A 12,695-nucleotide genomic window follows, 5' to 3' on the forward strand; every position below is an offset into this window, starting at 1 on the left:
GCGAGCAGGCTCGCTCCCACAGGGGATCTGTGTTTCTTCAGGTTCTACTGCTGAGTACTTCAGCAATGCTGCGCCGTTTGGCATGCAGCTCACTGGCATGGATCAACTGTTCAAGGTCTTCCGGGGTGACGTCGAAGAAGGCTTCCATGTCCGCCAGGGCCAGTTTCAGGTCCTGGGCGGTGATCGCCTGGCTGTCGGGGACGGGCATCATCGGTGCCGGTTCAGCGGGACGTTTTGGGTAACGAATGCGCGTCAGGTTGTTGTAGGCCAGGGCGCTGAGCAGCATGGTCGAGCCGCTGAGCATTACCGGGCCGAGGGCTTTCCAGTCGAGGGCGATGGTCGCCGGGTCTGCCAATACCAACAGCAACGCCAAGGCCCCGGCCGGTGGGTGCAGGCAACGCAGCCAGCACATTAGAATCAGCGCCATGCCGGCCGCCAAACAGGCGCTGCCAAGGGTTCGCCCGAGTACGTGAGCGACCAGCAGCGAAACCACTCCAGCGCTGAGGTAGCCGCCGAGAATCGACCAGGGCTGGGCGAGGGCGCCGGAGGACACGGCGAACAGCAGCACGGCCGATGCACCCAGCGGACCGATCAGGTGCTGCGCCACTGGCATGCCGAATACCTGGCTGCAGAGCCAGACGCTGAACATCGTGCCCAACGACATGCCGATCGCGGCGCGGCTCCATTCGGAGGGGCGGGTGTTGATGGCGGCGGGAAACCAGCGAGCAAACATGAGGCAGACGATCCGTTGAAAAAAAACTAGGCAAAAAAAAGGCTTAGCTGGGATACCCAGAAAGCCCTTGAAGTTGTTCCAACTATTGGGGGAGGAACGGGCACAGTGTGCCGTTCATTCCTGATGCTGACAAATTCATATTAATGCAGTTTTAGTGCATTAATTTTGCTGTAACGCCATCCGACGACCGCTCATGAAACAGAGGAAACCGCCCATGGCGGTCAGCGCGCTCAGGGCATAAAACATCGTGGGCGCCGGGGTGTGCATCAGCAGGAAACCGCAAATCACCGGGCTCAAGGCTCCGCCGAGGGCCGCGAGGTTTTGCGCGCCGTAATAGCTGCCGCGCAGTTCTTCCGGGGCCAGGGTGTCGACGAAGAGGAATTCGGCGGGGTAAATGATCATTTCACCGAGGGTGAAGATGAACATGGCCACGCACCAGCTCACCAGGCTGTCGGCCAGGCTGAAACCGATCAATCCGACAATGAACAGGCTGGTACCGCCCGCGATCCAGTAACGCAATTGTTCGCGTTTGAGGAAACGGCCGATCTGGTATTGCAGCAGGATCACGCTGATCGCATTGCAGGCGAGCAGGGCGGCCATGGTTTCCAGTGCCCGTTTGGAGTCGTGGGTCACCAGCAGGTATTGCGACAGGTACAGGGTAAAACGGCCGTGGACCACGGTACTGAGCAGGCAGCCGCAGGTGAACATGATCAGCGTGCGGTCGTTTTTCAGGGTGACCAGGGTCTTGAGAAAACTCTGGGGCTGGCCGATTGCGGGTGTCTGGGCCGAGTCCTTCGGTATGCCGATCATCAGGAAAATACTGAAGAACGCGATGCCGCCGGCGATCAGGAACGGTGCAATCGGATACACCCCGGCAATCACCACGCCCAGCATCGGGCCGGTGGCGTAGCCGATGTTGGTCAAGGTGTAGCGCAGGGAAAACGCCTTGGCGCGCTGGCCTATGGGCAGGTTTTCGCTGAGGATCGCCTTCGAGCCGATCAGGAACAGCGCCGAGGCGGTTTCGGTGATCACCAGGGTGGCGGTGGTCAGGTAGAGGTTGTCGGCGAAGGTCAGCAGCACAAAGCCGATGGCGCTGGAGAGCATCGCCAGAATCAGTAGGCGGCGCTTTTCGAGACGGTCGATGATGTAACCGCCGTAGAGCGCGAGCAGGGTGGCGATGAACACTGCGATGCCCAGCAGCAAGCCAACGTCCTGTTGGTTGAGGCCGAGTTTGTTGCTCAGGAACAACGTCAGCAGCGGGCTGGTGATGGCGCGGCTGACGACGATGGTCAGCGAAACGATCATCAACCGGCGGATAACGAGTGAGTAAGTGGCCACGGTGGTGCAAATATCCTTATTCAGATTTTAGTGTTCGACGTAACACCGAGTCGCTGCCATTCGCGAGCAAGCCCGCTCCCACAGTTGATCTGTAGTGATCACCAATTTTGTGTCCACTGAAGATCAACTGTGGGAGCGGGCTTGCTCGCGAAGAGGGCGGATCAGGCAACGCAATGTTCAAGTCAGCCACCGATCCAGAGTCCCAGCCGATTCCAGTTCGTCCAACTTCCACAACTGCTCAAGCAGTTCCGCCGCTTGCTCCCGCGGCATCACCCGCACCGCCAGGCTGAAAAACTTCTCCTCCAGCGCCGCATCACTCAACGGATTGCCCGGCGCACCCAGTGGCGGGTCGACACACAGGCTCGCCTGCCGACCGTCCACGGTCCGCACGCTGACGACGGGCTCGCCATCCTCTGACAGTTGCGGGTCCACTTCAAGGCGAATGCGCGACATCCAGTGAGCAATCCGTGGATCGCCCCGTTGTTCATCGTCATATGCCTCCAACCGGCAATGACCCTGCATCAGTCGGGACGCGAGCGCATACGGCAGGCTCATCTGCGCCGCCGCCAGCGTACCGACCTCGCGTCCGCCGCACATGTCCTGCAGAAACCCGCACAACGACACCTGGACGTCCTCGACTTGATCCGCGCTGACCTGCAGTTGATCCAGCAACAGCCCCAGCGCATCAATGGCTGAATGCGTTCCGCGGCACGCGGCATGAGGTTTGATCGAACAGCGAGCGAGTTTCCACACGACGCCCAGGTCGGCATCCAGCGCGTCAGGTTGTGCAGTCTCACTTGCCAACGTCTTGAGAAATCCGCCCCAGACATCATCGAATAATCGGGTCGGCCCGCTGATGCCTCGCTGGGCAAATCGCGCCGCCAGCAATCCGCCCTCGGCGGCACGACCACTGTGAAGTTTTTTACTTTGCGAGCCGTCGTGAATAAACGCCCATAACCCCCCACTGAAACTGCCGGCAATGCCCAGCGCCGAGACGGTTTGCCCTATATCCAGTCCGAGAATTCGCGCACTGGCCGCCGCCGCACCGAACACGCCGCAGGTGGCGGTGGAGTGCCAGCCGGCGCCGTTGTGGGCTGAGTAGCTGCCGCAGGCTTCGAGCACCCGACGGCCGATTTCGTAGCCGATCACCACAGCCGTGATCAACTCACGGCCATTCACCGGTTGTCCAGACATCGACACCGCCGCCATGACTGCCGGCAGCACCACCGCGCCGGAATGGTCGCAGCCACCGGTGTCGTCCAGTTCCAGGGCATGGGCGGCGACACCATTGAGCATGGCGGCCTGAGCCGCGCCGGTGCGCTGATCGGTGCCCCAGATCAGCGTGCTCCCGGTTTCACCGTCGAAGACCTGCCGTGCCTGCTTGGCTACCTCGCTGCCAGCCCCGGCCAGGGTCGCGCCGAAGGTGTCGAGTATGTGCCGCTTGGCTTGGGCCACCAGTGCGGGCGGCAAGTCTTCGAATCGGCTGTCGACGCAGAACTGCGCCAGTCGCTGCATCCGTTCACTCATGAAAGGTAATCCCGATAATGCCGCTCATACACGGCCGCTGGATGGTCCTCGGTCACCGGCAGCGCCGATTCAGCCCACCATTGAGCGACGTCGGCACCCGTGGCAACCCACACGTCATCGTGCTGTTGAATCCCCTCCAGCAACTCGCGCAACACGCCAATCCGCCCGGGCGTAGCAATGATCTCCGGGTGCAGCCGCAGCACATAACACAAACCAAACCGGTGAAACCCGGCGAAGTCCATTTGCAGGTTGCCCAGGGTGTGGCTGTAAGAAGCGATCCGCGATTGCGCCGGCGGCACGGCCGGGCTCAGGTTGAAAGCGAAGTAGGGTTCGTCTTCCAGTTCGTAGTGCAACGGCAACTCGATGACGTCGGGTGCCGTCGGATGAGCGAATGGCAAATCATCACCGCGCCACGACGATGACCAGCGTATGCCGTGATCCTTCAATGCTTCGATGAAGCCCGGCGCACCGTTGCCGGCCGGGATGCGAAACCCCGTCGGGCGCTGGCCAGTCAGCGCGCTCAACGCCTCACAGCCTTTGGCAATCTCGGCGCTTTGCTGGGCGAGGCTCAGGTTGTCGTAGTGCTGATGGCGATAACCGGCGCAGGCGATCTCATGTCCACCGGCCTGGATTGCCCGAATGTGCCCGGGGTTTTCCTCGGCGACGATACCGGGAATAAACCAGCTGCTGGAAACCCCCTGTTCGTCGAACAAATCGAGCAAACGGTCGACGCCGCGTTGGGTGCCATAGCGCCAGACCGACAGCGTCTTGTCGCGCCCGGCGACTTCCGGGGCCTGGGTCAGGATGCCGTGGACGTCGTTGTAATCGACGGTCAGTACCACGGCGCAGCGGTAGCCTTTGGGCCAGACAGTGGAATCAGCCATGGTGATGCTCCTTCAGCCACCACTGGGCGACATCGCGGCACGTGGCGAACCACACGTCATCGCGCTGGCGCATGTGTTCGAAGAGTTTTTCCAGCAGCAGGATGCGTCCTGGTTTGCCGGTGATCTTGGGGTGGAACAGGGTGGTCAGGCACAACCCTTCGTTCATCGCACCGTCGTATTCGCGGCACCAGTTATCGAGGGTCAGCGCGTAGCTGGCGGTGCGGTCCAGCCCGGAAGGAAAGTCCGGCGCGCGGGTGTAGGCGAGGGAGGCGTAGTCGTCCATTTCCCAGCGGCCGGGGATTTCCACCAGCGGTGTTTCGTGGCCCGGCACTTTTACCAGGTACGGCCGGTCATCACCGCGCATGCTGCTGGAGTAGGTCACGCCGGCGTCCACCAGCATCGCCGGGGTTTCGGCCCGCCAGTCGCCGGACGGAGTGCGAAACCCTTCGGCGCGGATGTTCAAGTGCTTCCAGAACACCTCGCGGGATTTGTTCATCACGTACTTTTGCTGTTCTAGCGTCAGGGCGTAAAAGGATTCGTGTTTGTAGCCGTGGTAGGCCACTTCATGCCCGCGCTCGACAATCGCCTGGCACTGTTTCGGCCAGTTCTCCACGACCCAGGCCGGGACGAAGAACGTCGTCGGGATTTGGTACTCATCGAGCACATCGAGGATGCGGGGCAGGGCGCGGTAAGGGCCGTAACCACCGAAACCGAAGTACTCGGGCTTGCGCCAGATCGAGCCGTTGAGCATGGCATCGCCGGTCGGGCCATCGAGGTCGAAGGCCAGGGCGAGGCAGGCTTTGTGCTGGTCGGGCCAGGTGGGTTGGGGTGAGGAGGACATCGTGGTGCTCCAACTATTTACAAATAAACACCGACCCCTGTGGGAGCGGGCTTGCTCGCGAATGCGGTGTGTCATTCACATCACTGCTGAGTGACACACCGCATTCGCGAGCAAGCCCGCTCCCACATTTGGTCCGGGTCGCCTGCTTAATTACTTGCCGGCGTTAATGGTCACAGTCTTGATCGCACCCAACTCCAGGTCCCATTTCTTCAGGATCGTCTGGTAGGTGCCATCATCGACCATGCTCTGCATCGCCACTTTCACCGCCTCACTCAGCTCAGGCTTTTTCTTGCTCACGCCCAGCCCGGTGAACTGCTTGGAAATCGGCAGGCCCACGGTTTTGTACATGTCCTTTTCCTGAGTCTTCAGGTAGGGCAAGGTCTCGCTGCCCTGCATGGCGGCGTCGATACGGCTCTGACGCAATTGCGCGCGGGCATCGGCCGAGCCTTCGGTGCCGATCACGTTGATCGCAGGCTTGCCGGCGGCTTCGCAATTGGCCTTGCTCCACTCGGCGATTTCCGCCGGGAAGGTGGTGCGGCGGCTGGTGCCGACTTTCTTGCCGCACAAATCAATGATCTCGTTGAAATCCTTGTTCTTCTGCAAGGTGTAGAACTGCGGGCCGCTGGTGAAGTAGTCGACGAAGGTCACGCTGGCCTGACGTTCGGCGGTGTCGGTCATGCCCGACATCACCATGTCCACGCGGTCGGTGGTCAGCGCATTGATCATTTGCTCGAAACCGGTTTCCTGCCATTTGATCTTCACGCCCAGACGTTCGGCCAGGGCATTGCCCAGGTCATAGTCGAGACCCGTGAGGGTGTTGGTGGCCGGGTCCTTGAAGTCCATCGGCGGATAGTTCGGCATGATCGCGACCACGACCTCGCCTTTTGCTTTGATGCTGGCCGGTAGTTCGGCGGCCCAGGTGAAGCCGCAAGCCATAACGCCTGCAAGTACTGCTGGAATAACTATGTTCTTCATGGTCGTTCTCTTATGAGTGTTGTGAGCGCCAAAGGACGCTTAGGTTCGAACGGCAGAAATGAAGCTTTGGGTGCGTGGGTTTTGCGGACTTATTAGTATTTCTTCGGGGCTTCCAGCCTCCACGATCTGCCCGCCGTCCATGAACACCATGCGGTTGGAAACTTCGCGAGCGAAGCCCAGTTCATGGGTGACGACGATCATGGTCATGCCGGTCTGCGCGAGGTCACGCATCACCGACAGCACCTCACCGACCAGTTCCGGGTCGAGTGCCGAAGTGGGTTCATCGAACAGCATCAGCTTGGGCCGCATGGCCAGTGCACGGGCAATGGCGACACGTTGTTGCTGCCCCCCCGAGAGTTCGATCGGGTAGCTGTTGCGCTTGTCGGCCAGGCCGACGCGAGCGAGCAATTCCAAGGCTTCTTCGTGCGCTTCTTTGGGCGAACGCTTGAGCACCTGGCACGGCCCTTCGATGATGTTTTGCAGCACAGTCATGTGCGGGAACAGGTTGAAGCGCTGGAACACCATGCCGGTGGCCAGGCGTTGACGGGCGATCTGCGACTCGTTGAGTTCGTGCAACTTGTTGCCGACGATCCGGTAACCCACCAGTTCGCCGTCGACCCAGAGGCCGCCCTTGTCGATTTTTTCCAGCTGGTTGATGCAACGCAGCAAGGTGCTTTTGCCGGAGCCGGACGGGCCGATGATGCACAGCACTTCGCCTTGCTCGACTTCGATGTTGATGTCCTTGAGCGCGTGGAAATGGTCGTAGTACTTGTTCAGGCTCACGGCCTTGACGATGCTTCTCATGTGGGGCTCCTCAAGAACGCTTGCCGGCGCCGCGAGCGAAACGACGCTCCAGACGGCTTTGACCGAAGGACAGGACGGTGACCGTGGCCAGGTACCAGATACCGGCGACGATCAGCAACTCCATGACCCGGGCGTTGGCGTAGTAGATGTTCTGGGCGTTGTAGAGCAGTTCCGAGTACTGGATGACGCTCGCCAGGGAGGTCATCTTCACCATGCCGATGAACTCGTTACCGACCGGCGGAATGATCACCCGCATGGCCTGCGGCAGGATGATCCGGCGCAGCGCTTGCAGGCGCGGCATGCCGATCGACTTGGCGGCTTCGTACTGGCCGGTGTCCACCGACAGCAGGCCGGCCCGCACCACTTCGGCGGTGTAGGCGCCCTGGTTGATGCTCAAGCCGAGAAGGGCGGCCGCGAACGGGGTCATCAGGCTCACGGTGTCCATTTCGAACAGACCGGGGATGCCGATGGTGGGGAAGATCAGCGCCAGGTTGAACCACAACAGCAGTTGCAGGATCAGCGGCGTACCGCGGAACAGCCAGGTGTAGGTCACCGCCACGTAGCGCAGGATCGGGTTGGCCGACATGCGCATGATCGCGGTGATCACTCCGAAAACAATGCCCAACGCCATCGCTAGTACCGCCATGACGATGGTGTTGAGCAGGCCCCACATGATTGCCTGGGACGTGAGGAACTGGCCGATGTAAGACCACTCGATCTTGCCTTCGGCGAAGGCGCGCACCAGCCCGATAATCGCAATGACAATCACGGTGGCGAAGAAAATCCGCCCGTAATAACGCCGTGGCACATGGTGGTACTGGGTGATATCGAACTGGTTTTCCGCCAGTTTGCGCTCCGCCTGGAGTCGTTCTGCCTGAGTCTGGCTCATGTTGTTTCTCCGTACACCGCCCTCAATTCAGGGAGGCGTGGCTGGTTTATCAGGTCAAGCACAAATCTTTGTGGGAGCGGGCTTGCTCGCGAAAGCGGTGGGTCATTCAACGTTAATGTTTACTGACGGGGCCTCTTCGCGAGCAAGCCCGCTCCCACATTGGTATTGCTGTGCCCCGTGGATTAGAGCCGGAAGCCCTGATAGTTCTCGGTCCATTCCTGCTGCGCGGCGAGGGCGGTTTTCAAGCGGCCGATCTGCTCGCGCACCTGCTGCGGCGCGGTGCCGCCCCAGCCACTGCGGGCGGCGATGGCGGCTTCGAGGGTCAGGCTGTCGCGCACTTGCGCGGTCAGGCGCGGGTCAATCTCGGCCAACAGCGCCGGCGAGGCTTCCCACAGTTCGATGTCGTGTTTCTCGCAGGCCTGGACCAGCGCACCGGTGATTTCGTGGGCTTCCTTGAACGGCACGCCGCGCATGGCCAGCCAGTCGGCGACTTCGGTGGCGAGGGTGAAACCCAGTGGCGCCTGACGACGCAACTCTTCGACGTTGACCTTCATGGTCGCGACCATCCCGGCCATGGCTGGCAGCACCAGCAACAGGGTGTCGACACTGTCGAGCACGCCGTTTTTGTCTTCGCTCAAGTCGCGGTTGTACGACAGCGGCAGGGATTTCAGCGTGGAGAGCAGGCCGGTCAGGTTGCCGATCAGCCGACCCGCCTTGCCCCGGGCCAGTTCAGCGATGTCCGGGTTTTTCTTCTGCGGCATGATCGAGCTGCCGGTGGCGTAGGCATCGTCCAGCGCGACCCAGCGAAATTGCCGCGACGACCACAGGCAAAACTCTTCGGCGAGGCGGGAAATGTTGATCCCGAGCATGCTGGCAATGAACAGGAACTCGGCGACGTGATCGCGGCTGGCCACGGCGTCGATGGAGTTTTCACACACGCCGCTGTAACCCATTTCCTTGGCAGATTGCTGAGGCAGGCGCGCGATGGCGGAACCGGCCATGGCCGCCGCGCCGAGTGGCGACAGCGAAGTGCGCACGTCCCAGTCCACCAGGCGTTGCACGTCACGCAACATGGATTGGGCGTGGGCCAGCAAGTGGTGAGCGAAAACGATCGGCTGGGCTTGCTGCAGGTGAGTGAACCCCGGGCAGATGCTTTCGATGTGCTGCTCGGCCTGATCCACCAGTGCTTGTTGCAGGGCCAGGACTTCAACGGCCAGGGTGCGGACGTGATCACGCAGGAACAGGCGCAGGTCGTTGGCGGTCTGGTCGTTGCGTGAACGGCCGGCGCGCAGCTTGCCACCGAGGGCGCCGAGGCGTTCGGTCAGCAGGCGTTCGATGAAGGTGTGGACGTCTTCGTCGTCCAGGGTCGGCGCGATGCTGCCGGCGCGGAAGTCATCACCGATGCGCTCCAGAGCGTCGAGCATGGTCAGGGTTTCTTGTTCGCTCAGCAGCCCGGCGCGCTGCAATTCACGGGCATGCGCCTTGGAACCGGCGAGGTCATACGGGGTGAGGCGAAAGTAGCGCTCGGGGCAACGGGACAAGGCCGCCAGGGCTTCGGACGGGCCGCTTTTGAAGCGGGCACCCCAGAGACGGTCGGTGGTTTGAGACATTGTTGTTTTCCTCGTCGGTAAAGCGAACTGAAATCGATGTGCAGAGCCAGGAACATCTGCCGGAAATGATTCGGGCGTGGTTCGGCTTAAGCAGTTTTCAAGAGGGCAGTTGCATCGTTGCGAGAGCTGATCGAAGTGTCAGCTTTTAATAGTTCGAAATCAGTGAGTTGGCACTGATGTGCGGGATTTATTAGCGGTTGCCAAGCCTGGTTTTCTGTGGTCATTATTATTTACCAGCACTGTTTTTGTTGTTGGACACAGGTTGTTGAATAGGGCGCCAGAGGTAAATAGGCATTATGGAAACCCCACTTTCCAATTCCGGAAACCCGCCGCTGAAAACGGGTCATCGGGCACCGCTGACCCTCAGCGGTCTGGACTTCAAACTGCTCAAAGTATTCAAGGCCGTGGTCGAGGCCGGCGGCTTCAGTGCCGCCCAGAACGAGCTGAATGTGGGACTGGCAGCCATCAGCAAACAGATCTCCGACCTGGAGATCCGCATCGGCATGCGCCTGTGCACCCGCGGTCGCGAGGGTTTTCACCTGACCGAAGAGGGTCGTCTGGTGTATCAGGCGTCCATTGATTTATTTGCCTCGGTCGACAACTTTCGTGATCGCCTTAGTTCAGCGCAAAACGAACTGATCGGTGACCTTGGTGTGGGGGTTATTGATAATACGATTTCCGATGTTAATTCGCCGTTAGTTGCTGCGCTTAGAACAATTAATGAAACATCGCCGAAAGTAAGATTTCAACTTCAAGCCTCTCAGCTGGATGAAGTGGAAAGAGGCGTGGTAGAGGGGCGGTTAGTGGCGGGGATCGTGCCGGTTTATCAGAAACGCGAAGAGTTTGATTACTACACGCTTTATGAAGAACGCTCCGAAGTTTATTGTGCGGTCGGTCATCCGTTATTCACGGTGCCGGAGGCAGAAATCGGCAGTCATGTACTCAAGGATTACGAGTGCATCAACCACCGCTACGCGATTCATCGCGACAAACTGAATTTTGCCCACTACGACAGCTTTTCTGCCTCGGCCAGCCAGGTCGAAGCGGTGGCATTGTTGATCAAGACCGGGCGTTTCGTGGGTTTTCTGCCACAGCATTACGCCGCATCGATGGTCGCTCAGGGGCAGTTTCGGGCGGTGCGTCCGGACCTCATCCACATCGTCACGCCGTTCAATCTGATCCTTCGCCACAACACTGTGCGCAGTCCGCTGGTCAAGGCGTTTGCCCAGGCGTTGGGGGTTGATTTGAAGGCGCCGGTGTGATGTCGACAACACGCGAAACGTGGTCTGAATCGATCGGATTAATCGCGACTTGCAGCAACTTGTTGCGCTGAAAAACTTACGACTGCTGCGCGTTCGAATGCAGGCTTCGCCAGGTGCTACATAAAGCTTGGTGTACACCGTAATGCTCGGGGTTTCAGGTGGACCTACATAGTGGTTGCTTTGATTGGGTGTATATCCGTTACCGAAGAAACGGATATGTACCCAATCCAATCCCCCTGACTACGGTTTCACATGCAGCAGGATGTAATCGTTTTTGTCGAAACTGCCGCTCAACACGGGCGGCAACGCACCCAATGGCGTGCCCTGCAGGGCGCGGTAGTCGTTTTCATCCATCATCAACCATGCCGGCCGCTGAAGGTTTTCCAGTTCTTGGGTCGATTCGGTGAAAACCGGCTGTAAATCCTGCTCGATGTTGACCATGAACTTGATCGCCTTGGCGTCTTTACCCATGGCGTGCAGCACCAGGGGCGCCGGGTCTTTCTGGACCAGTGCGAAGGCCGCGCGGCTGAAAGCCCGGGTGTCGTAGAGTCGGCGTTCGACCGGTTCGAATACCAGAATGTAGACCGACCACAACGCCAGGACCGCGCACCAGGCCAGTGTCTGAGCCCGCCAGCCGGGCCGCAAAAGCACCGCCAGCGCAATGACTTGCAGCACGCCAAGAATGATCAGAATTGCAGTCAGCGCCGGCAATTGCTCGGAAAAACGTCGGTGAGCGACCATCAATCCAACGGCCAACAGGGCGGGAATCAACAACCACACCCCTTGCATCAACCCCCGTAACCAGGCGAATACCCGACCGTGCGCCACCTGAAACGGATACGCCGCAATGATCGCTGCCATGGGCAACATCGGCAGCAGGTAGCGGGCCTTTTTGGCCTGGGGGATCGAGAGCCCGACCATCACGATTAGGCCGGCTGCCGTGCAGTACTGCAACAGACGCAATGCAGGACCGGCCTGACGTGGAGTTGTCAGCCAGACGGCGGCCAGTACCAGCAATGCCAACGGGTACGCGAGCGCATAGTTGCCCACCGAGCTGGTGAAGTAATACAGCGAACCGCTGACGCCTTCGCTACCGTCCATGCGCCCCATGAACTGCATGCGCACCACGTCGTGCATGAACTCCGGGCCGCCGACGGTTTCCGCCAGCCACAGCAGCACGCCAATGCACAAACCCAGCAGCACCGACGCCATCAGGCCAAAACCAAAAAAATGCGGCCATTGTCGATTGAGCAAGAAATAGCTGCACAGCATGCCCGTGGGAATCACCAGCCCGATCGGCCCGCGAATCCCGAAACCCAGCAGCAACAAGGCAAAGATCAGCCACCACCGGCGCTTTGCTGCGAAATGATCGGCGGCATAGCCCAGGTAGAACACCGAAAACGCCACCGCCGCGAGCATCAAATCCAGGGACACGGCACGGGCTTCGGTGACAAATGTGTTGGTCAGCAGCATCAAGGCGATGCTCAGCAACGCCCAACGCTGGGAGTAGGGCGCCAGCAACCGGTACATCAGCGTGACGATCAACGCCCCGGCAATGGCGCTCGGCAACCAGGCACTCAGGCTGTTGACCTGACCGAACGGCAGCGACAGCAGCCAGGTGAACAGTGTCGCAAGCGCCGAATAGTCCGCATACGGCTGGCCATAGGTGGTCGGAAAAGCGGACGGCCCGTGGCGCAGCATTTCCTGAGCGAACAACACGAAGCGCGAATCGAAGCCGATCACCGCCTGCTGATACACCCCGGCGCTGAACAGCAGCAGCGCCAACAGTCCCAGGCCTAGCGACTGTCGGCGGATACCAGGTGACATCGCAA

Annotated in this window: 11 protein-coding genes; 1 reads left to right on the forward strand and 10 read right to left on the reverse strand. The window is 60.1% G+C overall.

The window, feature by feature from the left end; all coding sequences use genetic code 11:
• Positions 1 to 37 precede the first annotated feature (37 nt).
• The 9 genes from DFS28_RS23300 to argH form a co-directional block, all read right to left on the reverse strand.
• Positions 38 to 733 carry an HPP family protein gene (locus DFS28_RS23300; RefSeq protein WP_111451613.1) on the reverse strand — a complete coding sequence of 232 codons (696 nt, stop codon included), beginning with the start codon at positions 731 to 733 and terminating at the stop codon, positions 38 to 40.
• A gap of 159 nt (positions 734 to 892) precedes the next feature.
• Positions 893 to 2,071 (reverse strand): MFS transporter, encoded by a 1,179-nt coding sequence (locus DFS28_RS23305; RefSeq protein WP_111451614.1) that lies wholly within the window; start codon positions 2,069 to 2,071, stop codon positions 893 to 895.
• A gap of 177 nt (positions 2,072 to 2,248) precedes the next feature.
• Positions 2,249 to 3,598: an MmgE/PrpD family protein gene (locus tag DFS28_RS23310; protein WP_111451615.1), complete on the reverse strand. Its 1,350-nt coding sequence runs from the start codon at positions 3,596 to 3,598 to the stop codon at positions 2,249 to 2,251.
• Positions 3,595 to 4,482, reverse strand: coding sequence for a polysaccharide deacetylase (locus tag DFS28_RS23315; RefSeq protein WP_111451616.1), 888 nt, complete (start codon positions 4,480 to 4,482; stop codon positions 3,595 to 3,597). Before DFS28_RS23315 ends, DFS28_RS23310 begins: the two co-directional genes overlap by 4 nt.
• Positions 4,475 to 5,323, reverse strand: coding sequence for a polysaccharide deacetylase (locus tag DFS28_RS23320; RefSeq protein WP_111451617.1), 849 nt, complete (start codon positions 5,321 to 5,323; stop codon positions 4,475 to 4,477). Before DFS28_RS23320 ends, DFS28_RS23315 begins: the two co-directional genes overlap by 8 nt.
• Before the next feature lie 150 nt (positions 5,324 to 5,473).
• Positions 5,474 to 6,298, reverse strand: coding sequence for an ABC transporter substrate-binding protein (locus tag DFS28_RS23325; protein ID WP_111451618.1), 825 nt, complete (start codon positions 6,296 to 6,298; stop codon positions 5,474 to 5,476).
• A gap of 39 nt (positions 6,299 to 6,337) precedes the next feature.
• Positions 6,338 to 7,102: an amino acid ABC transporter ATP-binding protein gene (locus DFS28_RS23330; RefSeq protein WP_111451619.1), complete on the reverse strand. Its 765-nt coding sequence runs from the start codon at positions 7,100 to 7,102 to the stop codon at positions 6,338 to 6,340.
• A 10-nt stretch (positions 7,103 to 7,112) separates the two neighbouring features.
• Complete coding sequence (locus tag DFS28_RS23335; RefSeq protein WP_111451620.1) at positions 7,113 to 7,991, reverse strand: amino acid ABC transporter permease; 879 nt, start codon at positions 7,989 to 7,991, stop codon at positions 7,113 to 7,115.
• 182 nt (positions 7,992 to 8,173) lie between these two features.
• A complete protein-coding gene (gene argH / locus DFS28_RS23345) occupies positions 8,174 to 9,601 on the reverse strand; it encodes an argininosuccinate lyase (protein ID WP_111451621.1) in 1,428 nt (475 codons plus the stop codon).
• Positions 9,602 to 9,897: 296 nt separating this feature from the next.
• On the opposite strand from argH, the gene DFS28_RS23350 reads away from it, so the two are divergent.
• A complete protein-coding gene (locus DFS28_RS23350) occupies positions 9,898 to 10,863 on the forward strand; it encodes a LysR family transcriptional regulator (RefSeq protein ID WP_111451622.1) in 966 nt (321 codons plus the stop codon).
• Between the two features lie 240 nt (positions 10,864 to 11,103).
• Here the strand turns inward: DFS28_RS23350 and DFS28_RS23355 are convergent, their stop codons facing one another.
• Positions 11,104 to 12,690, reverse strand: coding sequence for a glycosyltransferase family 39 protein (locus DFS28_RS23355; RefSeq protein WP_178082227.1), 1,587 nt, complete (start codon positions 12,688 to 12,690; stop codon positions 11,104 to 11,106).
• Between the last annotated feature and the right edge of the window lie 5 nt (positions 12,691 to 12,695).

Origin of the sequence: Pseudomonas sp. 478 (assembly GCF_003254125.1) — a bacterium.
In the GTDB taxonomy this organism is placed as follows: domain Bacteria; phylum Pseudomonadota; class Gammaproteobacteria; order Pseudomonadales; family Pseudomonadaceae; genus Aquipseudomonas.

Excerpts from the sequence above, each read along its gene's own strand:
- DFS28_RS23300 (WP_111451613.1), bottom strand. The coding sequence starts at position 733 with ATGTTTGCTCGCTGGTTTCCCGCCGCCATCAACACCCGCCCCTCCGAA.
- DFS28_RS23310 (WP_111451615.1), bottom strand. The coding sequence starts at position 3,598 with ATGAGTGAACGGATGCAGCGACTGGCGCAGTTCTGCGTCGACAGCCGA.
- DFS28_RS23315 (WP_111451616.1), bottom strand. The coding sequence starts at position 4,482 with ATGGCTGATTCCACTGTCTGGCCCAAAGGCTACCGCTGCGCCGTGGTA.
- DFS28_RS23320 (WP_111451617.1), bottom strand. The coding sequence starts at position 5,323 with ATGTCCTCCTCACCCCAACCCACCTGGCCCGACCAGCACAAAGCCTGC.
- DFS28_RS23325 (WP_111451618.1), bottom strand. The coding sequence starts at position 6,298 with ATGAAGAACATAGTTATTCCAGCAGTACTTGCAGGCGTTATGGCTTGC.
- DFS28_RS23330 (WP_111451619.1), bottom strand. The coding sequence starts at position 7,102 with ATGAGAAGCATCGTCAAGGCCGTGAGCCTGAACAAGTACTACGACCAT.
- DFS28_RS23335 (WP_111451620.1), bottom strand. The coding sequence starts at position 7,991 with ATGAGCCAGACTCAGGCAGAACGACTCCAGGCGGAGCGCAAACTGGCG.
- argH (WP_111451621.1), bottom strand. The coding sequence starts at position 9,601 with ATGTCTCAAACCACCGACCGTCTCTGGGGTGCCCGCTTCAAAAGCGGC.
- DFS28_RS23350 (WP_111451622.1), top strand. The coding sequence starts at position 9,898 with ATGGAAACCCCACTTTCCAATTCCGGAAACCCGCCGCTGAAAACGGGT.
- DFS28_RS23355 (WP_178082227.1), bottom strand. The coding sequence starts at position 12,690 with ATGTCACCTGGTATCCGCCGACAGTCGCTAGGCCTGGGACTGTTGGCG.